Origin of the sequence: Mycobacterium heidelbergense (assembly GCF_050205645.1) — a bacterium.
GTDB lineage: Bacteria > Actinomycetota > Actinomycetes > Mycobacteriales > Mycobacteriaceae > Mycobacterium > Mycobacterium heidelbergense_A.
Genome location: NZ_JBNMQT010000008.1, coordinates 103,519 through 122,161 on the forward strand (window position 1 = coordinate 103,519; position 18,643 = coordinate 122,161).

Below are 18,643 nucleotides of genomic sequence, written 5' to 3' on the forward strand. Positions count from 1 at the left end.
GACGTGACCGAGCCGGCCGCGCTCGTGTTCGAGGAACGGCGATTCACCCTGCCCCAGCTCGATGCGCTGGCCAACGGGCTGGCCCGGGCCCTGGCCACCAGCAATGTCGCCGCGGGTCAGCGGGTTGCGCTCATGGCGTCCAATCGGCCGGAATTCGTCGCCGCCCTGCTTGCGATCTGGCGGCTTGGTGCCGGCGCGGTGCTGCTCAGCCCGGCGTGGAAGCGCCAGGAAGTCGACCACGCCCTGGCGCTGACCAACCCGGACCACGCCGTCGGGGACCATCCCGTGCTTGCCGGTTTGATGCCGATGTTGCACCTTGACGAACCGATCACGCCCGCAGAACCGACGTCCTCGTGTTCGCTGCCGCCAGACGGCGACGCGGTGCTTGCCTTCAGTTCGGGTACCACCGGACTGCCGAAGGCGGTCCGGCACACTCACACGTCTTTGAGTGTGGCCGTGCAGCACTGGCGCGACGCACTGCAGCTGACACGGCGTGACCGCATTCAAATCGCCACGCCCCCTTCACATATCCTCGGCCTGCTCAACATCCTGACGGCGCTGCAGATGCGCGCGTGGACGCGGCTGCATCGCCGCTTTGACATCGACCAGATCCTGCGTCACATCGAAAACGACCGCATCACAATCGAAATGGCGGTCGCCCCGATCGCGCTGGCCATCGCCTCGCACCCAGACCTCGAGTCCTACGACCTATCGTCGCTGCGCTTCATCATGTGGGGTGCGACGCCGGTCAGCGCCGACATCGCCGAGACCGTGACCCGACGTACCGGCGTCGGTTGGGTGCCCGCGTACGGCACCACGGAACTGCCGGTCATCGCGTGCAATCCGCTCGACGGAGCCCGACTGGACGCGGTCGGCCACCCTGTGCCCGGTGTGGACCTGCGCATGGTCTCGCTCGAGACCGGCCAACCCGTCGGCCCGGGGGAGGTCGGTGAGATCCAGGCGCGGTCGACGTCGCTGATGGCCGGCTACCTGCCGGCCGAGGCGACCGACGAGGCGATGTGCGACGGCTGGTACCGGACCGGGGATGTGGGCTGGCTCGACGCCGACGGTTGGCTGCGGATCACCGACCGCCTCAAAGAAATGATCAAGGTGCGCGGCTTTCAGGTGGCGCCGGCCGAAATCGAGACGGTGCTGCACGGCCATCCGGCCGTCAAAGATTGCGCGGTGTTCGGGGTTCCCGACGGGGTCAACGGCGAGGCGGTTGTCGCCGCCGTCGCGGTGCATGCACGGGTTGACGCCGCGGACCTGATCGCCAGAGTGGATGAGAAGCTGGCCTCCTACAAACATCTGAACCGGATCGTGTTCGTGCCCGATATCCCTCGCCTGCCCTCGGGCAAGGTGCTGCGCCGAGTCTTGAAGGAGCGCTATGGATGTACGTCTGACAGCTGAACAGCAGCAGCTGCGCGACGCCGCCGCCAAGCTGGCCGACGATCTGGGGCCCGCAACCGTCAACGACCTAGCCGACGATGAGCGAATTGCGCGTCTGGACAAGCAGGTTACGACGACGGGTTGGCGATCGCTGCGCTCCGACGGGGCAACCGGCGTCGAGGTGGCCATCGTCGCCGAGGAATTCGGGCGCCGACTGGTCGACGCACCGTTTCTGGGTCCGGTGCTGGCCGACGATCTCGCCCGCCATATCGATGCCGACGCCACTGGCGCGACCATCGCTGTCTATAACCGGGCGATCGACGCGCGCGGCGCCCGACGAGCCCTGTTCCTTTCCGGTACCACGGTTTTGGCGACGGATGTGGCCGACGTCCGGACCGCCGCCGATTTGACCCGGACCGAAGCCGCCGCGGTGGGATCGCCGGCGGTTCTCGGCGAGGTATCCGCGGACGTCGCGACGCGATGGCGGGCGCTCGCGTTGGTGACCACGACGGCGGACCTGGTGGGGATCGCCCGGGGCGCTCAGGCCGTCGCGGTCGACTACGCGAAAATCCGCGAACAGTACGGCAAGGCGATCGGCTCCTACCAGGCGATCGCCCACATGTTGGCCGAAAGCCTTGCGCTGATCGAAGGTTCGGTCAGCGTGTTGCGCCATGCCGCCTGGGCGGTTGACGAACTGACGCCCGCCGAGGCCATTCGAGCCGCCCAGGTTGCGAAGGTCTACTGTGCGCGCGCCGCCCGAACGGTCTGTGAGACCGCCGTGCAGGTGCATGGCGGCATTGGCAATACGTGGGAGTGCGTGGTGCATGTCTACCTGCGGCGCGCGCTGACATCGACCGAGTTGTGGCCGGTAATGCTGAAGGAGATCGATCTTGGACTTTCGTGATTCAGCTCAGGAGGCCGCATTCCGCGAGCGGCTGCGAGCGTGGCTTTCGGTGCACGCCAAGGAGTTTTCCGGCTCGGGTGACGAGTATTGGGAGCGCATGGCCGATTGGCATCGGGCCTTGTACGACAACGGTTTTTTCGGCCTGTCCTGGCCGCGCGACTACGGCGGGCAAGACCTGCCTCCGGTTTATGACGTGATTGTCGACGAAGAACTGGTGCGCGCCGGCGCTCCGCCGCGCCCCAGCGTGGGTTACCTGGTCCACGGCATCGGCAGGCACGGCAGCGACGAACTACGCAAGCGCTTCCTGCCGGGCATCATCAGTGGCACCGAGCGTTGGTGTCAGGGTTTCAGCGAGCCCGGTGCCGGTTCGGATCTGGCCTCGCTGACCACCACCGCCACTCGCGAGGGCGACAACTATGTGGTGCATGGACACAAGATCTGGACGAGCTACTCCGACGTCGCGGACTGGTGCCTGTTGTTGGCCCGCACCGAGCCCGAGGCTAAGCGACACCGGGGCCTTTCGGCGTTCGTCATCGCCATGAAACAACCGGGCGTGCAACAGCGCCCGCTGCGCATGATGAACGGGGTCACCAACGAATTCGGTCAGGTGTTCTTCGACGGCGCGACCGTGCCGGCGGATCGGATGGTCGGCGCTCCCGGTGACGGTTGGGCCGTGGCCATGACCGTCGTCGGGCACGAGCGCGAACCTTCCACGCTGGGCTATGCGGCCAGATACGGCAAGCTTGTCCGAGAGCTGTTGGCGCGCAACGACGGTCCGATATCCGACGAGTTGACGTGGGCGGCCGTCCAGTCGGAAATGCTGACCCACCACGTCCGGCGGCGACTGTCCGAACAGCTGGACGGGGTGTCGCACGGGCCCGAAGGCTCGCTCGACAAGCTGCTGATGACCTGGGTCGAGCAATCCGTCGGCCATGCGGCACTGGCCGTCACCGGGACCCGGGATCCCGATCTGCTCGGCGCCTATTTGTACAGCCGTGCGCAGAGCGTCATGGGTGGGACTTCACAGATACAGAAGAACATCATCGCTTCGCGAATCTTGGGATTGGGAGTCTGAATGTACGACATGCCTGCCGAAATCGATGTCCGCGCCGAAGGCGCGTTGCGGATCATCACCCTGAACCGGCCGGAGTCCCTCAACTCGGTCAACGACAACCTGCACGTCGGGCTCGCGCGGCTGTGGCAACGATTGACCGACGACCCCTCGGCCCGCGCGGCGGTGATCACCGGGGCCGGCAGGGCGTTTTCGGCCGGCGGCGATTTCTCGTATCTCAAGGAACTGTCGGGGGATGCCGAGCTGCGCGCCAAGACCATCCGGGACGGGCGCGAGATCGTGCTGGGCATGGCGCGGTGCCGAATCCCCGTGGTGGCGGCCGTAAATGGCCCGGCTGTCGGACTCGGCTGCAGCCTGGTCGCGTTGAGTGACATCGTCTACATCGCCGAAGATGCCTACCTCGCCGACCCTCATGTGCAGGTCGGACTGGTGGCGGCCGACGGGGGACCGCTGACCTGGCCGCTGCACATCAGCCTGCTGCTGGCCAAGGAGTACGCACTGACCGGCACCCGCATCAGCGCGCAGCGCGCCGTCGAACTCGGTTTGGCCAACCATGTGGCGGCCGATCCCGTCGCGGAGGCAATCGGTTGCGCCAAAAAGATTTTGGAGCTGCCCCAGCAGGCGGTGGAGAGCACCAAGCGCGTGCTCAACATCCATCTTGAGCGCGCCGTACTGGCCAGTCTGGACTATGCGCTGTCGGCAGAAAGCCAGTCGTTCCAAACCGAGGACTTCCGGTCGATCGTCACCAAGCTGGCGGCGGGCAAAAACTGAGGCCGTCAAGGCGAAACTTGGTCTTGCGCCGTCGAACGTTCGATCATTCCTATCACCGTCTCCCCGTTGAAGCTGTAGCGCGCGAGTCCTTGCTGCAACTGCAGGCCGCCGCCGACCTCGGGGGGCATGACCATGAACGTCGACATCGTGGTGTGGCCCTCGATTTCGAGGGGGTCGCCGCCGGCCTCGAGAACTAGGGACACATCTTCATCCCTCGGTTGCAACCGATTCATGAACGGCGCCTTGATAACCCGGGCGGGGACGACTGCGCCATCCTTGACTACGTAGCCTTCGTTGTACGTCGGCTTGCCGTCGGCGCGCGGCGGATAGATCTGGAAACCGAATCCGAAACCGCTTGGGAACGCCGCCGCTTGCCAAACGTGGCCCCGGAGCCGGGCCAGTCGTCGCACACCTTGGCGGCGGATCCGGTTGGCGCCGCCCTTGATCTCGTGCGTCTCGTTGCCGATGGTCATGGTGCCGCTTGCGCTGCAAAGCTGTTCGAATCGCCACGGATAGCCGATCAGGTAGCCCTCTTCCTGGGTGGACAAGATGCGCCGCGCGTCCTCGCTCGTCGAACCGTTTTCCCAAGGAGGCAGCACCGGCCGGATATCTATCTGCGCCTTGACCGCGACCCTCTCGCCCTCGGCCGACCAAGGCATCCACCCGGCCATCTGGGCATCGACCGTCGTGGCGAGTGCCTGGCCATCGAGCTTGACGCGTAGGTGCCGATAGGGCTCAACGATCTCGAACGACAGCGGCCCGGCGCCGAGGGTCCGCGGCCTGCCGTCGGAACCTAGCGGGTTGTGCACCGGACCGTTGCCGAAAACGTTGAAAACGCGGCCGTCCGCGAAGGCGATGTTCACCTGGACGTCGTGGGTGTTCCATTGGTCGGCCACCGCCTCGACCCCGATTCGCGGCAGACCGAAACCGCCGCTGTCGTCCCAGATCCAGGCATTCACGGATTCACGCGCTTCCGGGTCCTCTGGTTGGCGGTCCCAGACGTACTCCCAGTCCTCGCGCAGTCCGCCGGTCACATCGATGGTCATGACTGCGCAACCTCTCCTCGCGTCGCCGCTGTCCACGCGGCCATACGTTGCATGTAGTCGGCGAACAGCGGGCGTACCGCCGCCAAGTTCACCCCGAACGCCGCGGCCTCCGGATGCGTGTTCGGCGACCGCGATGCGGCTTCGGCCTGCCACCACGCGCGCATGCCCGCCTCGAACTCGGCTGATACGGGCTCGCCTAGCCATGCGTACAAGCGTTTCACTTCGCCGATCGGATCACGTTGCACGGCAGTGAAATCGAGATCGAAAAACCGATCATCGTTGCCGGCGTCCCGGAACGCCAACGCTCGCTGCATGCCGACTGACCAATGCTCGACATTGAGTTGCCCGAGATAGTTTCGGTCGACCGTGTTCGAGGTCATCTGTCGGAACTCGGCGTAGAGGTCGGCGACCGACAGAATCACCTCGGTGGGGTCGCGATGCGTCCAGACGTAGCGGGCATCGGGGAACGCCCTGTCCAGATGGGGCAGGAACAACAAATGTGTGGGGCACTTCAACCGCCAGGGTCGGCGAGGTTGGCCCCACTGCAACAACTTCAGGGTCCGCCGCTCATAGGCGTAGGTTGGCGTGAGATCAGCATCGAGAAGCCACCGCGAATACGTGGGAATGTGCGCGAACGCCTGAAAGTACTGGCTTTTGAAGTCCAGCGCCATCAGGTCCTGACACTCCTCCGGCCCCGTCGGCGTCGTCGGCACCAGCGCGGCCAACCTCGGTGCCGCGGTGTCCAGCGTTTCCTGCTGCGCCGCCGCGGCGGCGATCCGGGGATCGGGGCCCACCACGGTGGACGGCGGCGGGCACGGCTCGCCAGCCTCCCATCGACGCAGCGAACGCGCATGGGGATCTTCGGCAAGCAAGAACGATAGAGCCGTCGACCCGGTGCGCGGTAAGCCGAGCCCAATCAACGGCCGCTCGATCACCTCGTCCTCTATCTCAGGGTGACGCCGGTACCAATCCTCGATGCGCAACCGGTTCTTCAGCCCGGTGATGATCAGATTCCGAACAATCAACTCGCCCAGGGGATTCAGATCCGCCTCGGTACCCACCGATTCGAGGAGAACTTCCAAGCCCTCGCGAAACGAGTCAACGCCAAAGTCGTCGAGTCCAGTCTCGCTACGAGCAGTGGCGAGCGCTTCTTCGACCGAGTTCATCGAGCTTCTCCTTGGCGCACCTCCAGCAATCCGCACGCCGGCTTTATCCGAGAGCTAATTGATGTCACTATGATGACGTGAATAACAAGGGGCTGTCAATGCCGACTTCGCAAGATACGCCGGCGCGCACACAGCGTCCCTATCGCAGTCCACTACGTGAACGGAAGACCGCCGACACACGTGAGCGGATTTTGGGCGCCGGCGTTGCGATCGTCGAAGGGCTCACCGATATGGATTGGAGCCCTATGACTTTTCAGGCGGTGGCCGAAGGTGCGGGCGTAAGCAAGCGAACGGTGTTCCGGCACTTCGCAACCGAACGAGAATTGCATGATGCCGTGATGCAGCGATTCCAAGAGCGTGCCGGGGTGAACTATGAGAATGTCGACCTTGCGGGCGTCGCCACGGTGGCCCGCCGCGTCTTCGAAGCGTTGTCGTCTTTCGCCGTCTCGTCCTGGGGAGTCGAGCCCAATGACCCCACGTTCACCGCCATGGACCGTGCCCGCGGCGACGCCCTGCGAGGCGCCGTCGCGACCGCTGCGCCGGACTGGTCGCCGCAGCAGCAAGCCCTTGTGGCCGGCGTGCTCGACGTGCTGTGGAGCCCGCCCTCCTACGAACGCCTGGTCGTGCACTGGGGGGCGAGTTCCGCGGACGCCATCAGGGCGATCGAATGGGCAATAGGGCTCGTCGTGCACAGCGTCGAATCGGGGCAACCGCCGCGCTGACTCAACGACCGATCAGTCGTGCTGCCGCAGAAAATCCCTCATCACGTGATCGAACCGGTCTGGCTCCTCGATGAACGGCATGTGAGAGCTGGACTCGAACAACTCAAACCGCGAACCCGGTATGCGCGCGTGCATTTCCCACATGTGCTCGGGTACGCATTCGTCGTGCCGGCCGGCAACGACAAGCGTCGGTAGCGAGATTTCGGCCAAGCGGTCGAACACGTCCCAGTTCCGAATGGTTCCGACGATGTGAAAGTCGCTGGGCCCGAACATCGTTTCGAAGATCTCGATGCCCATGCGGCGGAACGCGTTCTCGAGCTCGATGGGCCAGGGACGAACGCGGCAAAGATACGTCTCGTTCCAGGTGCGTATCGCCGCCTGATATTCGGCCGCGTACGTCGTGCCGGCGGCTTCGTGACGGTCGATGGCCGATTGAGTCGCCGGATCCAACTCGGACTTCAACCGGGCCACCATCTGCGCGAATTGCGGGATGGACGCGATGCTGTTCGAGATGACGAGGCTCTCCGCTCCGGATGCGGCATCAAGCACGTACTGCTGCGCCAGCATGCCGCCCCACGAATTGCCAAAGACGTGAAAGCGGTTCAGCCCCAGCGCCTTCACCACGGTGTCCATTTCGGCCACCGAGCGCTCCATCGTCCAAAGCCGTCGGTCGGAAGGGGATTCCGAGTTTCCGCAGCCGAGCTGGTCCCAGAAAATGACCTCGCGCTCGTCAGCCAGGCGCTCCAGCGACCGCAAATAGTCGTGCGGCAGCCCCGGACCCCCATGAACCGCGAGCAGCGGAAGGCCTGGCCCACCACCGACCCGCGTGAACCACACATTCCCGCCCGGGACTGCGACCATTCCCTCAGTCATTCGTCCACCATCGCAAATCCACGCGTTTCCCGCAGCCAAGCGCTAGAGCGCGCCACGCGCCTGGCAGGATCGAGCACTGACACGCCACCGCCCCGCTTCCCGATCAGTTCCAGGAGGAACGGCATGACCAGCATCGCGAACCCGATTCCGCCGCAGGATCTTTCGGGTATCGTCGGCCACCGCTTCATCTACACCTACGCCAACGGCTGGCAGTACGAAATGTACGTCAAGAACGCCTCGACCATCGACTACCGTATTCACTCCGGGCATGTCGGAGGCCGTTGGGTCAAAGGCCAGGAAGTCAACCTCGTCCAACTCGACGACGACAGTTTCAAAGTGTCCTGGACCGAACCGACGGGCACCTGCGTGGCCGTCAACATCTTGCCCGCCAAACGACGCATCCACGGAGTCATCTTCTTCCCGCAGTGGATCCGCATGCACGGTGAGCGCACCGTTTGCTTCCAGAACGAACACCTGGATGAGATGCGGGCCCACCGCGACCGTGGCCCGACCTACCCGATCTACGAAGTCCCCGAGTTCGCCTACATCACCTTGTTCGAATACGTCGGAACAGACGACGAGACCGTCATCGACACCGGTCCCGAAAACCTGCCCTCCGGCTGGTCCAACCGCACCAACTGATCGGCCACGGGAGCGCTTCTTGCAACTGAGACTCTCAAAATGAGAGAATAGGGTTCTCGTAGACGCTGAACTGGAGAAGACCCGTGCCCGAAGCCGTCATCGTGTCCGCCCTGCGCACCCCGATCGGCACCGCGCGCAAGGGAACGCTGCGCGACACCAGCGCATTCGACCTGGCGCACCACGTCGTCTCCGAGGCCGCCGCCGACCTCGATCCCGCGCAGGTCGACGACGTGATCCTCGGTGAGGGCCTCTACGGTGGCGGCGTGCTGGCCCGGCATGCGGCCATCACGAGCGGTCTGACCCACGTGCCCGGTTTGGCCAACAACCGGCACTGCGCGGCGGGTCAGGCGGCGGTGCAGAGTGCGGCGGCGAGCGTGCGAGCCGGGATGGACCAGCTCGTCATCGCCGGTGGCGTGAACTCCGCGTCCACGTCGCCGCGGTCACGGATGCAGGTGGACGGCGAGTGGGTCGACTGGTTTCCGCCGACCCACCCCGACCGTCCCGATGCGCCCAACCTCGACATGTCGATCACGGTGGGGTGGAACGCTGCGGTCAAGGCGGGCGTGAGTCGCGAAGAGATGGATGCCTGGGCGCTGCGCTCCCACCGCAATGCCATCGCCGCGATCGACGAGGGCCGCTTCAAAGAGGAGATCGTTCCCATCGAGTCGCCGCACGGGTTGTTTTCGGTCGACGAGCATCCACGCCGTGACACCAGCTTGGAGAAGCTGGCCGCACTCAAGCCGCTGCATCCGGAGATCGAGGGCTTCTCGATTACCGCCGGTAATGCCTGCGGAGCCAACGACGGTGCCGCGGTGTTGACCATCGCGAGCGAGCGGCTCGGGCTGCCCGCGCTGGCCACCGTGCGATCGTGGGCGTCCGTGGGCGTCGACCCGGCGATCACCGGCTTGGCTCCGGTGGAAGCCATCCCGAAAGCCCTTGGCCGCGCGGGGCTTTCGATCTCAGCCGTGGACTTGTTCGAAATCAACGAGGCATTCGCGGCGATGTGCGTGGCCACCGTCAAGATTCTCGATCTCGACCCGGACAAGGTGAACGTCAGCGGCAGCGGCTGCTCGCTGGGACACCCCGTCGCGGCAACCGGGGCCAGGATGCTCGTCACGCTGGTGCACGAATTGCGCCGCCGCGGCGGGGGAATCGGGGTCGCGGCCATGTGCGCCGGCGGCGGGATGGGCTCGGCGACGGTCATCGAGGTCGCTGCGCCATAATGCGCAAATGACCATCGCCGACCTAATAACCGGTGCGCGCAACGGGTCTCCGCGGGCGGCGGGTCGGCTACTGAGTCTGGTGGAGGGGGAGCGGCGCGACGAGGTGCTGGCGAGCATCGGGCCCTCGTCGGCATGCGCGGGCCCGATCATCGGCATCACCGGACCGCCGGGCGCGGGCAAGTCGACGACGATCGCGGCGTTGGTCGGCGCCTATCGCGAGCGCGGGTCCCGGGTGGCCGTACTGGCCGTGGACCCGACGTCGCCGTTCAGTGGAGGCGCGCTGCTGGGCGATCGAATTCGAATGGCCGCGCATATCAACGATTCCGATGTGCTGATTCGGTCGGTGGCAACGCGTGGCCATCTCGGTGGCCTGGCCGCCGCGGTTCCGGCCGCCATCCGCCTGCTCGGCGCGATCGGTTACGACGTGGTCATGCTCGAGACGGTGGGGGTGGGGCAGTGCGAGATCGAGATTGCCGCCGTCGCCGACCCAACCGTCGTCATCCTGAATCCCGGGGCGGGCGACGCGGTGCAGGCCGCCAAGGCGGGAGTGCTCGAGGTCGCCGACATCGTGGTGGTCAACAAAGCCGACCGCGACGGTGCCGAACAGACCGTGCGGGATCTGCGCGCCGAAACCAAGGCGCCGATCGTCAGCCTCGTCGCCGCCCAGGGAGAAGGCGTCGCGGACCTGGTCGCGGCCATCGACGATCACCGCCGCACCGACAGCCGCGACCGTCGGCTGGCCCGGGCCCGGGCGCAGATCCTGTCGCTGGCGCAAACGCGGCTGCGCGGCCGGCCGGATCTCGACCGGCTCGCCGAGGCGGTGGTCGACGCCCACGACGATCCGTATACCGCGGCCGAAAAGCTGCTGGCCCCGAGCCCTCAACGCCCGGACTGAACTCGCCGTGTCCCCCAATCGGGGGAATGGGCGTTCATCACTTTTGCGGACCGATCAGCGGAGGTGCGCCCAAGCTATACCCATCTACTTTGAGCTTGTGTCTAACAGGGCGACCAACCGCCCAAACGATCGGTTAGGAGACCGGGACATGGCTCGCACCTCGAAACTGTCGGCAAAACCCTCTGCGGCGCCTGTCGGTGAACAGCTGGAGCTGTACCGCCGCATGTGGGCACTGCGCCTGCTCGACATGGCACTGGAAGAGTCGCGCATCGACGGTCTGCTCAACGGACCCATGGTGGCCGCGTTCGGTCAGGAAGCCGTGGCCGTGGGCGCTACCGCTGCGCTTCGACCGGGCGACATCATCAGCACCGCCATCCCCCATTTCCAGCACGCAGAGCAGATCGGTCTTTCGCTCCCGCTGGGTCCGGCCATCGCCGAAATATTCGCCCCGAGCCGGGAAGTGGGCGGCGCGTCCAGCGAAGACCCGTTCGCTGCGGAATGGAAGCTGATATTTGCCGGCTCAAGCCCGTTGAAGCAATCAGTCATGTTCGCCCTTGGCGATGCCTATGCGCAGCAAATGGCCGGCGCAGGCAAGGTCACACTGTGTGTCATCGGCAATGAGGACTCGAACTCCGTCGAGTTCGAAACGGCCGCGCGCATAGCCGTGTCGTGGCGGCTTCCGGTGGTGTTCGTCGTCGAGGACATTCGCACCGGATCGGGCGTGCGCCGCGGTGCACGCGGGAGCCACGGAATGCCCGTCCTGTTGGCCGACGGTAGAGACGTTGCGGCGGTGCACAAATCGGTCGCCCACGCGGTAGAACGAGCGAGCGTCGGCGGCGGCCCCACCGTGGTGAAAGCGGTCACCTACCGCACCAATCACCCCTCTGGCGTCGATCCTTTGGTTTTCGCCCGACGGCGGCTGATCGGTGCCGGCGTCAGCGACGACCACCTTTACGAGGTGGAACGACGGGCTCGCCAAATGATGGCGGAGGCCATGTCATCCGCGAACGAACTGTTGGGCGCGGAAGATCCGGCTTCGTGAGCGAGCGGGACCCGCGGTCGGCCGCTAGCTGAGCAGACCTTGTCGCATGGCTTCCGCCACGGCGGCTGCGCGATCGCCGACCCCGAGCTTTTCGTAGAGGCGTTGCACGTGGGTCTTGACCGTCGACGGGGCGACGTAGAGCTCGGCTGCGATCGCGGGGATGCTTTGTCCGCGGGCAATCCGATTGAGCACCTCGCGCTCTCGCGCGCTGAGCACGGGTGCCGAGGGTGCCGCGCGCTGGCGAATTTCCGCGGCGAGGCCCCCGACAAGGCCGGGTGCTACTACGTCGCGCCCCTCCGCGCAATCGAGGACCGCCTTGACGATTTCGGCGCGGGTCGAGTCCTTCAGCAAGAAGCCGGCGGCGCCCTGCTGCAGTGCCTGGAACACGATCGCCGGCTCGTCGTGTGCCGAGAGAAGCAACACCCGGGTAGGCAATTCCTGGCTTCGCACCGCCGCCGCGACCTCGGAGCCATCCATGCTGGGCATTCGGTAGTCAAGCAACGCGACATCGGGGAGGTGCGTCTTGATCAATTCCAATGCCGCCGATCCGTCGTCGGCCTCGCCGACCACGTTCACCGAACCGCTCGAGGCGAGCGCGCGCACTACGCCCTCGCGAAAGAGCGGGTGGTCGTCACCAACGACCACACGTACTTCGGCGGGCGTAGCCGCGTCGGCCATGGCGATGAGTGTAGCCGTTTACCCAAAGCATTCGTTCGCGATTTCGGGTGCTCTGATGCGTTTTCGCGCGATTTGCCACGGTCGCGCCGGCGCGGATGAGTACGGTGATCGGGTGGCGGTGGCCAGCGACGCAGAACTGAAGCGGGTGCGCAGGGTCCACCAGCTGCGCTCGTATCGAATTGCGTCGGTGCTTCGGCTCGGCGTGGTGGGCTTGATGATCGCTGCGATGCTGAGCGACACGCGCCGGTCCGAATGGCCCCAGCAAACCGTGCTGATCATCGGGTACGGCTTGATGGCGCTGTGCGCGCTGACGCTGGCCTTCTCCGGCAGCCGACGATGGCTCGCACGCGGCCGGTTGGCCGACGTCGGCCGCGTGGAGCCGTTTGCGTTCACCGTCATCGACGTGATCGTGCTGACCGTCTTCCAGGTGCTGTCCACCAACGGACTGCACCCGCTGCTCATCATGACGGCGTTGCCGATCCTCATCGGGCTCGACGTTTCCTCCCGGCGAGCGGCGGTGGTGTTGATCTTCTCGATGGTGGGGTTCGCGATCGCGGTGCTCGAGGACCCGGAAATGGTCGGCTCGATCGGCATCACCGAGGCCACGTTCCGGTTCCTGCTCTACGGGTTCCTTTGTGTCACAGCGTTTGTCGCTGTACGCGTCGAAGAACGGCATACCCGGTCGGTGGCCGGGCTCAGCACACTACGCGAGGAACTGCTGGCGCAGACAATGACTGCGTCGGATGTGGAGCAGCGCCGGATTTCGGAATCCATCCACGACGGACCGCTGCAAGACATCCTGGCCGTGCGCCAAGAGCTCGTCGAGTTGGATACGGCGTTTCCTGGTGACGAGCGAGTCGGTCGCGCGATGGCCGGGCTGCAGGCTGCCTCGGACCGATTGCGGCAGGCGACGTTTGAGCTGCATCCGGCCGTCCTCGAGCAGGTCGGATTGGGTGCGGCGCTGCAGCAACTAGCTGCGCACACCGCCCAGCGTTCCGGTATCGAGGTCTCGACGGACATCGACTACCCGCTACGCAACGAGGTCGACCCCATCGTCTTCGGGGTGGCGCGGGAGTTGCTGTCCAACCTGGCGCAACATTCTCGGGCCGGCAATGCTTCAGTCCGCCTTGGGATCAACGAAGGCAGCTGCGTTTTGGATGTGGTCGACGACGGCGTGGGATTCACCGACGAGGCGATGGCGCGCCGCCTGGGCGAGGGACACATCGGGCTAGCCTCGCACCGGGCCCGGGTCGAAGCGGCGGGCGGAACGTTCGTCTTTCTCGATGTTCCGGTGGGCACTCACATATGCGTCGAACTGCCGCTGAAGCAGTAATCGAGTCGGCCCTAAGCGCCGGCGCCGCCGACCTTTTCGATGCGGATTCTGGTGAGTAGCCCCGATGGGGAATTCGGCGGCGGAAAATGCTCGCTGGATCCCAGCATGACCTCGGCCAGCTCGGTCAACAATTCGGGCGCGCCGCCCTCGACGATGCGGGCGGACCCGGTGACGGACAGATACGGTGTGGGCTGTCCGGGATGGGGCTCCTTGGAAAGGATCGTCAGAGCCACCCGGGGGTCCCGGCGAATGTTGCGGGTCTTTCGGTACTCGCTCAGATGCGCGCTCACTAGCTCGTCGCCTTCTGGCGTGGATTGGAGCGCAACCCATACGACCGACACATGGGGGCTACCGTCGGGGTTGATCGTGACCAGGGTGGCGTCTACGCCGTCGCCGAGAAACTTGCGTGTGGCGTCATCGAGTTTCATTCTGTCCCTTTCATTTTGGCGGTGGTGGATCGTGTGCGGCGGCTTACTCGTGTTTTCTCCGCTGGTTGACGGTCGGACAGGTCAATCCACTTCAGCGCCCACAGATTGATGTCGAGCAGGATGTCACCGAGCTCGACGCCCTTCTCTGTCAACCGATACTCGACGCGCGCCGGACGACCGTCGCCGAGAAAGCGCTCGATCAAGCCCTCGTCTTCAAGGTCCTTGAGCCGCTGGGACAGCAGCTTGTCCGTCATATCGGGGATAGCCGCGGCTATCTCGCCGAACCGCTTGGGACCGGTGACCAGGGCACGCAGCACCGTCGGTGCCCAGCGGCGGGTCAAGATGTCGCCGGCCGCGGCGTAATACGGGCAATACGGCAGCCACGCCGTGGGTTCGCGGCTGTGGTCCATGTCTCACCAGCTTCCTATCCTATAGATAGCTCGCTATTCTGCAGATAGTAACATGAAGGGCCGCCATGTGGCGGTGCATCGGGACGAGAGGGACCGATCGATAGCAGTACCCCTCGGAGCCGCGAAAGCCCTGCGAAGCCAGCGCTTTTCGTCGCTCCGGCTGGTGGATTGACGAATGAAAGGTAGGGTTTTGCATGCCCACGCTCGATCGCCACGACAACGTCTTCGTTCTCGACCTCGGCGACGGTGAGAACCGCTTTCACCCCGACTGGATCTCTTCCGTCGACGCCGGGCTGGAAGAGGTGGAGAAGGCCCACGGACCCCGGGCCCTCGTTACCGCCGCCACCGGGAAGTTCTACTCCAACGGTCTGGACCTGGACTGGCTATCCGCCCACGCCGACCAACACATCGACTACGTCGTTTCCGTTCACCAACTCTTCGGGCGAGTGTTGTCGCTGCCGGTGATCACCGTGGCCTCCGTACAGGGACACGCCTTCGCCGCGGGCGCGATGTTCACCCTGGCGCACGACTTTCGCGTCATGCGCGCCGACCGCGGCTACTGGTGCTTGCCCGAGGTGGACATCAACATCCCGTTCAGCCCCGGCATGGCCGCACTCATTCAGGCCCGGTTGGCGCCGCAAACCGCGCACCAGGCCATGCTCAGCGGACACCGCTACGGCGGGACGGACGCCGTCGCGGCCGGCATCGTCGACGACGCGGTGGCAGAGGATGTGGTGCGCGCCAAGGCCATCGAACTCGCCGGCGCGCAGGCGAACAAGGCCGGCGACACTCTGGGCGCCATCAAGGCCCGCATGTATGCCCCGGTGCTGGTCACCTTGCGCGACACCGACACCCCGTTGGGCTGACCCCGGCGTCGACGCCACCAAGGAGAACGATCGTGACCACAGACATCGCCGCCATGACCGGCCTGGAACTGATGCGCTGGGTGCAAAGCGAACGCCCCACCGACATACCGTGGATCGGCCGCCTGCTCGGCCTGCGCTTCGACGAGCTCGACCGCGGACGTGTCGTGATGTCCCTTGACACCCGTCCCGAATTCGCCAACCCCCTTGGCACCGTCCACGGCGGTATCGCCGCTACCCTCCTCGACTCGGTCATGGGCTGCGCGGTTCACACCACCCTGCCGGCCGGCGTCAGCTATACCACCCTGGAAATCAAGGTCAACTACATCCGTGCCGCCAGCACCGATGGCCAAACCCTCACGGCCACAGGCACCGTCGTTCACTCCGGACGCCGCACTGCGACGGCGGAGGGCCGGGTCGTGGACCAAGACGGCAAGCTTGTCGCCCACGCCACCACCACGTGCATCATCCTTCCGCCGGCCTAGTTGGCACGGGAATCGTTGTGCGGCTGCAGATATCCGGTGAGCAGAAGGACGATTTCATCTTCGAGCCGTTGGAAGTCAACGGGGCTCGGCGAGGCGACTAGCCGGTGAACGAGCGATTCGATCGTCGCCACCACGATTTGGGCGTTCAGTCTGCTGGCACGCACGTCCGGCTGCTGCTCGAGTAGGCGCGTGGTCGCGTCCACCATCAGCTGCTCCAAGTCGTGCAGCCGCGCCAGGAACTCCGGTGCGCGAGGGGCCTCTTCGAACAGCACGCGATGCAGGCGCGGATTGTCCCGGTGGTTGTCGATGGTCGCGCGCACAAATAGCCGCAGCGCTTCGTCGAGCCCTTGCGGCATACCACTCGCCAACCGCTCACCGAGCAACCTGGCGCCGGCATCGACGTGCGAGTCCATCAAGGCTCGCAGCACGGCGTCCTTGTTCGGAAAGTATTGATACAGCGAGCCGATCGAGATCCCGGCGCCGTCGGCGATTCGATTGGTGGTGCCGGCGGTGTAGCCGTGATCGGCGAAAACGCGAGCCGCAGCATCCAGAATCCGTTGTCGGGTCTGGGCGGCCCGCTCCTGTTTGGGCTGCTTACGTTGCCGAAATCGGTCCGTTGGCGCGATCGTGGATCTCCTGCGAAATGCGAGTAGTCAACCGGCGCTTTCACCAGCAGAATTAGGGTACCCTAACTACTGCCGAAGGAGTACCGGTGCGAACCGTTCACATCGAAACGATCCTGCCGACCGACGCCGACAGGGTGTGGTCGGCGATGCTGTCCCCGGTCACCTTCCTCTACGTGTGTAAGGGCCTCCTCGGCTTTCCGGCGCTCGCGGGACGCTCGGAGGTACTGCGCGCGGGTGAGCGCGGAACCGGATGGTTGTTCGCATTCCATGTGATACCGGCGTACCGGCACACGATCGAAATCGTTGAGGTGGACCAGGCGAGTAGAACCGTGCGCACCCACGAGCACGGGGGACTCCTCAAGGCGTGGAACCACACGCTGCATGTCGAACAGATCGATGAACGCTCGAGTCGCTATAGCGACACCGTCGACATCGATGCTGGAGTTGCGACCCCGTTCGTCGCCGCGCTCGCGAAGGGAATTTATCGCTACCGGCATCGGCGCTGGCGCAAACTCGTGCGCAAGCACATGTTGCCCGAAGGCCCCTCGTACGCAAGTTAGGCGGTCGGACGTCAGTCGAAGCTGGTGGGCAGTTCGGGATTCAGGTAGTGGGTGTGCACAAGACGTAGCTGGGTTTCGAGTACTCGTGATGTGGATAGCGGGGGCAGCTCGTTAAGAGCGAACCAGTCGATCGCTGTTGTTTCGGTGGGATCGGGTGGGACTCGGGACTGTTCGCTGCAAAGAAAAAACAGCTTGTAGACGTGAAATGGGAGATGCGGCCGATGGCCCTGTTTGTCGCGGTCTAACACGGCGACAAGCTTCTCCACACCGACATTCACGCCGGCTTCCTCCTGGACCTCCCTGACGACGGCCTCCGCGGGGCTCTCCAAAACGTCGCACCAGCCGCCCGGCAAGGTCCAGCGACCGTCTGAGCGTTCCTGGACTAGGAGCACTTTGCCGTTCGAATCAAACACACCGGCTCGGACATCGACCTTGGGTGTCATGTAGCCGGCGTCGAGGGCAACGATCGCACGCAGTTGCTCAGGCCCACCCTCACTCACAAGGCCCATCAGCGCTTCAGCAGACCCACGTACCTGTTCGTAGCGTTGCCTGTCGTACGGGTCGTCGGCGAAGGCGAGGCCATTCTGCGCCACCGCGAGCAGAGTTAGCGCCTGTCGGCGAATCTGATCGGCGGCATCCGTATTCGGCGAAGTCACGTTGTCCAGTTTCCACATCTCCCAACGAAATTGCCGGCAACCCTTAACCAGGGTCGCTGATCAACAGGCGGTAGCCGGCGTCGAATTGCTCTTGCTCGAGCAGGTCGACATGTCGTGCGCGCCATGCCCCGGAGCGCAGGTCGGCCGCGAGGCGTGTGAGGCCATCGGCTAGGGCAGAGTCATCTGCAAAGGCCAACATAGATATCCCGGCGCGGACGGTCGGGTCAAGGTAGGCCTCTGGGCGACGCCAGTAGGCGGCGCCGAACCCGTCGGTGCAGTCGTGTGGAACCGGGACCGTCTGCACGTCTGCCCCCGCCAACAAATCGACGAGTTGATCGACTGGTACGTACAGCGCATCGTTGATGCGGCCCGCCTCGGGAAGGTATTCACGCAGCAACCAGAAGTTCTGGATCACCGCTTGATCCCAGGTCAGAATTACTATCCGGCGACGGGCGACTCGACGCAATTCGCCAATCCCCGCGGCGATGTCGCTCCAGTGGTGCACGGTCAGAATGGCCATTGCGGCGTCAACGCACTTGTCTCGCAATGGCAAAGCTTCCGCGACGGCCCGCACGCAGGGGGCCGACCCCGGTGGCCGCTGAGCGATCATCACCGTGCTGGGCTCGACGGCGGCAATGGTCTGGGCCGGTTCATAGGAACCAGCGCCGGCCCCAACGTCGACGACGGTTCTCATTGCGGACAGCGCCGCATGAACTTGGGTGGCAATCCGCGGGTCGGGTCGCCGCGTCGCGACATAGCTACTGCCGATCCGGTCATAGGCAACCACCGATTCAGGATGACGCATGCCGAATCCGCTCCGCCAGGTTCCCCGCGAAAATGCTTGGACCATCGGCCGCAC

Annotated in this window: 22 protein-coding genes and 1 pseudogene; 14 read left to right on the forward strand and 9 right to left on the reverse strand. The window is 65.0% G+C overall.

Annotation, left to right across the window (positions count from 1 at the left end):
* The first annotated feature begins 3 nt into the window (after positions 1 to 3).
* From ACQI5H_RS11295 to ACQI5H_RS11310, 4 genes are read left to right on the forward strand one after another with little or no spacing between them, the layout of a single operon-like run.
* Complete coding sequence (locus ACQI5H_RS11295; RefSeq protein ID WP_427079462.1) at positions 4 to 1,410, forward strand: class I adenylate-forming enzyme family protein; 1,407 nt, start codon at positions 4 to 6, stop codon at positions 1,408 to 1,410.
* Positions 1,388 to 2,293, forward strand: a complete 906-nt coding sequence (locus ACQI5H_RS11300; protein ID WP_427079463.1) for an acyl-CoA dehydrogenase family protein — start codon at positions 1,388 to 1,390, stop codon at positions 2,291 to 2,293. Before ACQI5H_RS11295 ends, ACQI5H_RS11300 begins: the two co-directional genes overlap by 23 nt.
* The gene (locus ACQI5H_RS11305) at positions 2,280 to 3,368 is read left to right on the forward strand and encodes an acyl-CoA dehydrogenase family protein (RefSeq protein WP_427079464.1); all 1,089 of its coding nucleotides are present in this window, start codon (positions 2,280 to 2,282) and stop codon (positions 3,366 to 3,368) included. Before ACQI5H_RS11300 ends, ACQI5H_RS11305 begins: the two co-directional genes overlap by 14 nt.
* Positions 3,369 to 4,136, forward strand: coding sequence for an enoyl-CoA hydratase/isomerase family protein (locus ACQI5H_RS11310; RefSeq protein ID WP_427079465.1), 768 nt, complete (start codon positions 3,369 to 3,371; stop codon positions 4,134 to 4,136).
* A 5-nt stretch (positions 4,137 to 4,141) separates the two neighbouring features.
* On the opposite strand, the gene ACQI5H_RS11315 is transcribed toward ACQI5H_RS11310, so the two are convergent.
* Both ACQI5H_RS11315 and ACQI5H_RS11320 read right to left on the reverse strand, forming a co-directional pair.
* The gene (locus ACQI5H_RS11315) at positions 4,142 to 5,182 is read right to left on the reverse strand and encodes a DUF7064 domain-containing protein (protein ID WP_427079466.1); all 1,041 of its coding nucleotides are present in this window, start codon (positions 5,180 to 5,182) and stop codon (positions 4,142 to 4,144) included.
* Positions 5,179 to 6,348: a sulfotransferase family protein gene (locus ACQI5H_RS11320; RefSeq protein WP_427079467.1), complete on the reverse strand. Its 1,170-nt coding sequence runs from the start codon at positions 6,346 to 6,348 to the stop codon at positions 5,179 to 5,181. The genes ACQI5H_RS11315 and ACQI5H_RS11320 overlap by 4 nt, the downstream gene beginning before the upstream one ends.
* A 245-nt stretch (positions 6,349 to 6,593) precedes the next feature.
* On the opposite strand from ACQI5H_RS11320, the pseudogene ACQI5H_RS11325 reads away from it, so the two are divergent.
* Both ACQI5H_RS11325 and ACQI5H_RS11330 read left to right on the forward strand, forming a co-directional pair.
* Positions 6,594 to 6,671, forward strand: a pseudogene (locus ACQI5H_RS11325) (TetR family transcriptional regulator); the annotation flags it as partial.
* Positions 6,672 to 6,686: 15 nt separating this feature from the next.
* Complete coding sequence (locus ACQI5H_RS11330; protein WP_427079601.1) at positions 6,687 to 7,070, forward strand: hypothetical protein; 384 nt, start codon at positions 6,687 to 6,689, stop codon at positions 7,068 to 7,070.
* A 12-nt stretch (positions 7,071 to 7,082) separates the two neighbouring features.
* Here the strand turns inward: ACQI5H_RS11330 and ACQI5H_RS11335 are convergent, their stop codons facing one another.
* Positions 7,083 to 7,931: a proline iminopeptidase-family hydrolase gene (locus ACQI5H_RS11335; protein WP_427079590.1), complete on the reverse strand. Its 849-nt coding sequence runs from the start codon at positions 7,929 to 7,931 to the stop codon at positions 7,083 to 7,085.
* Between the two features lie 135 nt (positions 7,932 to 8,066).
* Between ACQI5H_RS11335 and ACQI5H_RS11340 the strand changes: the two genes are divergently transcribed.
* The 4 genes from ACQI5H_RS11340 (at position 8,067) to ACQI5H_RS11355 (ending at position 11,745) form a co-directional block, all read left to right on the forward strand.
* Positions 8,067 to 8,585 (forward strand): phenolic acid decarboxylase, encoded by a 519-nt coding sequence (locus ACQI5H_RS11340; RefSeq protein WP_427079468.1) that lies wholly within the window; start codon positions 8,067 to 8,069, stop codon positions 8,583 to 8,585.
* A gap of 83 nt (positions 8,586 to 8,668) precedes the next feature.
* The gene (locus tag ACQI5H_RS11345; RefSeq protein WP_427079469.1) at positions 8,669 to 9,808 is read left to right on the forward strand and encodes a thiolase family protein; all 1,140 of its coding nucleotides are present in this window, start codon (positions 8,669 to 8,671) and stop codon (positions 9,806 to 9,808) included.
* A 7-nt stretch (positions 9,809 to 9,815) separates the two neighbouring features.
* A complete protein-coding gene (gene meaB, locus ACQI5H_RS11350; protein ID WP_427079470.1) occupies positions 9,816 to 10,703 on the forward strand; it encodes a methylmalonyl Co-A mutase-associated GTPase MeaB in 888 nt (295 codons plus the stop codon).
* Positions 10,704 to 10,746: 43 nt separating this feature from the next.
* Positions 10,747 to 11,745, forward strand: a complete 999-nt coding sequence (locus ACQI5H_RS11355; protein WP_427079471.1) for a thiamine pyrophosphate-dependent enzyme — start codon at positions 10,747 to 10,749, stop codon at positions 11,743 to 11,745.
* 24 nt (positions 11,746 to 11,769) lie between these two features.
* Here ACQI5H_RS11355 and ACQI5H_RS11360 read toward each other — a convergent pair whose 3' ends face one another.
* Positions 11,770 to 12,423 carry a response regulator gene (locus ACQI5H_RS11360; protein ID WP_427079472.1) on the reverse strand — a complete coding sequence of 218 codons (654 nt, stop codon included), beginning with the start codon at positions 12,421 to 12,423 and terminating at the stop codon, positions 11,770 to 11,772.
* Positions 12,424 to 12,535: 112 nt separating this feature from the next.
* Here ACQI5H_RS11360 and ACQI5H_RS11365 point away from each other — a divergent pair, with 112 nt between their 5' ends.
* Positions 12,536 to 13,756 carry a sensor histidine kinase gene (locus tag ACQI5H_RS11365; RefSeq protein ID WP_427079473.1) on the forward strand — a complete coding sequence of 407 codons (1,221 nt, stop codon included), beginning with the start codon at positions 12,536 to 12,538 and terminating at the stop codon, positions 13,754 to 13,756.
* Positions 13,757 to 13,767: 11 nt separating this feature from the next.
* On the opposite strand, the gene ACQI5H_RS11370 is transcribed toward ACQI5H_RS11365, so the two are convergent.
* Positions 13,768 to 14,184: a PPOX class F420-dependent oxidoreductase gene (locus ACQI5H_RS11370; RefSeq protein ID WP_427079474.1), complete on the reverse strand. Its 417-nt coding sequence runs from the start codon at positions 14,182 to 14,184 to the stop codon at positions 13,768 to 13,770.
* Positions 14,181 to 14,594 (reverse strand): winged helix-turn-helix transcriptional regulator, encoded by a 414-nt coding sequence (locus ACQI5H_RS11375; RefSeq protein WP_427079475.1) that lies wholly within the window; start codon positions 14,592 to 14,594, stop codon positions 14,181 to 14,183. Before ACQI5H_RS11375 ends, ACQI5H_RS11370 begins: the two co-directional genes overlap by 4 nt.
* A 194-nt stretch (positions 14,595 to 14,788) precedes the next feature.
* Here ACQI5H_RS11375 and ACQI5H_RS11380 point away from each other — a divergent pair, with 194 nt between their 5' ends.
* Together ACQI5H_RS11380 and ACQI5H_RS11385 are read left to right on the forward strand one after the other, a co-directional pair.
* The gene (locus ACQI5H_RS11380) at positions 14,789 to 15,460 is read left to right on the forward strand and encodes an enoyl-CoA hydratase-related protein (RefSeq protein WP_427079476.1); all 672 of its coding nucleotides are present in this window, start codon (positions 14,789 to 14,791) and stop codon (positions 15,458 to 15,460) included.
* A 53-nt stretch (positions 15,461 to 15,513) separates the two neighbouring features.
* Entirely contained in the window at positions 15,514 to 15,942 is a 429-nt protein-coding gene (locus tag ACQI5H_RS11385; RefSeq protein ID WP_427079591.1) for a PaaI family thioesterase, read from the forward strand.
* Here ACQI5H_RS11385 and ACQI5H_RS11390 read toward each other — a convergent pair.
* A complete protein-coding gene (locus ACQI5H_RS11390; protein ID WP_427079592.1) occupies positions 15,939 to 16,568 on the reverse strand; it encodes a TetR/AcrR family transcriptional regulator in 630 nt (209 codons plus the stop codon). The two genes, ACQI5H_RS11385 and ACQI5H_RS11390, sit on opposite strands and share 4 nt — an antisense overlap.
* An 86-nt stretch (positions 16,569 to 16,654) precedes the next feature.
* Here ACQI5H_RS11390 and ACQI5H_RS11395 point away from each other — a divergent pair, with 86 nt between their 5' ends.
* Entirely contained in the window at positions 16,655 to 17,128 is a 474-nt protein-coding gene (locus ACQI5H_RS11395) for a hypothetical protein (RefSeq protein ID WP_427079477.1), read from the forward strand.
* Between the two features lie 11 nt (positions 17,129 to 17,139).
* On the opposite strand, the gene ACQI5H_RS11400 is transcribed toward ACQI5H_RS11395, so the two are convergent.
* Complete coding sequence (locus ACQI5H_RS11400; protein ID WP_427079478.1) at positions 17,140 to 17,802, reverse strand: NUDIX hydrolase; 663 nt, start codon at positions 17,800 to 17,802, stop codon at positions 17,140 to 17,142.
* Positions 17,803 to 17,827: 25 nt separating this feature from the next.
* On the reverse strand, positions 17,828 to 18,571 hold the full coding sequence (locus ACQI5H_RS11405; RefSeq protein WP_427079593.1) for a class I SAM-dependent methyltransferase: 744 nt from the start codon (positions 18,569 to 18,571) through the stop codon (positions 17,828 to 17,830).
* Positions 18,572 to 18,643 lie beyond the last annotated feature (72 nt).

What these genes read in the sequence shown, in the direction of transcription:
- meaB (WP_427079470.1), top strand. Translation starts at nt 9,816, where the DNA reads ATGACCATCGCCGACCTAATAACCGGTGCGCGCAACGGGTCTCCGCGG.
- ACQI5H_RS11380 (WP_427079476.1), top strand. Translation starts at nt 14,789, where the DNA reads ATGCCCACGCTCGATCGCCACGACAACGTCTTCGTTCTCGACCTCGGC.
- ACQI5H_RS11335 (WP_427079590.1), bottom strand. Translation starts at nt 7,931, where the DNA reads ATGGTCGCAGTCCCGGGCGGGAATGTGTGGTTCACGCGGGTCGGTGGT.
- ACQI5H_RS11340 (WP_427079468.1), top strand. Translation starts at nt 8,067, where the DNA reads ATGACCAGCATCGCGAACCCGATTCCGCCGCAGGATCTTTCGGGTATC.
- ACQI5H_RS11400 (WP_427079478.1), bottom strand. Translation starts at nt 17,802, where the DNA reads ATGTGGAAACTGGACAACGTGACTTCGCCGAATACGGATGCCGCCGAT.
- ACQI5H_RS11330 (WP_427079601.1), top strand. Translation starts at nt 6,687, where the DNA reads ATGCAGCGATTCCAAGAGCGTGCCGGGGTGAACTATGAGAATGTCGAC.
- ACQI5H_RS11320 (WP_427079467.1), bottom strand. Translation starts at nt 6,348, where the DNA reads ATGAACTCGGTCGAAGAAGCGCTCGCCACTGCTCGTAGCGAGACTGGA.
- ACQI5H_RS11375 (WP_427079475.1), bottom strand. Translation starts at nt 14,594, where the DNA reads ATGGACCACAGCCGCGAACCCACGGCGTGGCTGCCGTATTGCCCGTAT.
- ACQI5H_RS11360 (WP_427079472.1), bottom strand. Translation starts at nt 12,423, where the DNA reads ATGGCCGACGCGGCTACGCCCGCCGAAGTACGTGTGGTCGTTGGTGAC.
- ACQI5H_RS11315 (WP_427079466.1), bottom strand. Translation starts at nt 5,182, where the DNA reads ATGACCATCGATGTGACCGGCGGACTGCGCGAGGACTGGGAGTACGTC.
- ACQI5H_RS11310 (WP_427079465.1), top strand. Translation starts at nt 3,369, where the DNA reads ATGTACGACATGCCTGCCGAAATCGATGTCCGCGCCGAAGGCGCGTTG.
- ACQI5H_RS11300 (WP_427079463.1), top strand. Translation starts at nt 1,388, where the DNA reads ATGGATGTACGTCTGACAGCTGAACAGCAGCAGCTGCGCGACGCCGCC.
- ACQI5H_RS11385 (WP_427079591.1), top strand. Translation starts at nt 15,514, where the DNA reads ATGACCGGCCTGGAACTGATGCGCTGGGTGCAAAGCGAACGCCCCACC.
- ACQI5H_RS11370 (WP_427079474.1), bottom strand. Translation starts at nt 14,184, where the DNA reads ATGAAACTCGATGACGCCACACGCAAGTTTCTCGGCGACGGCGTAGAC.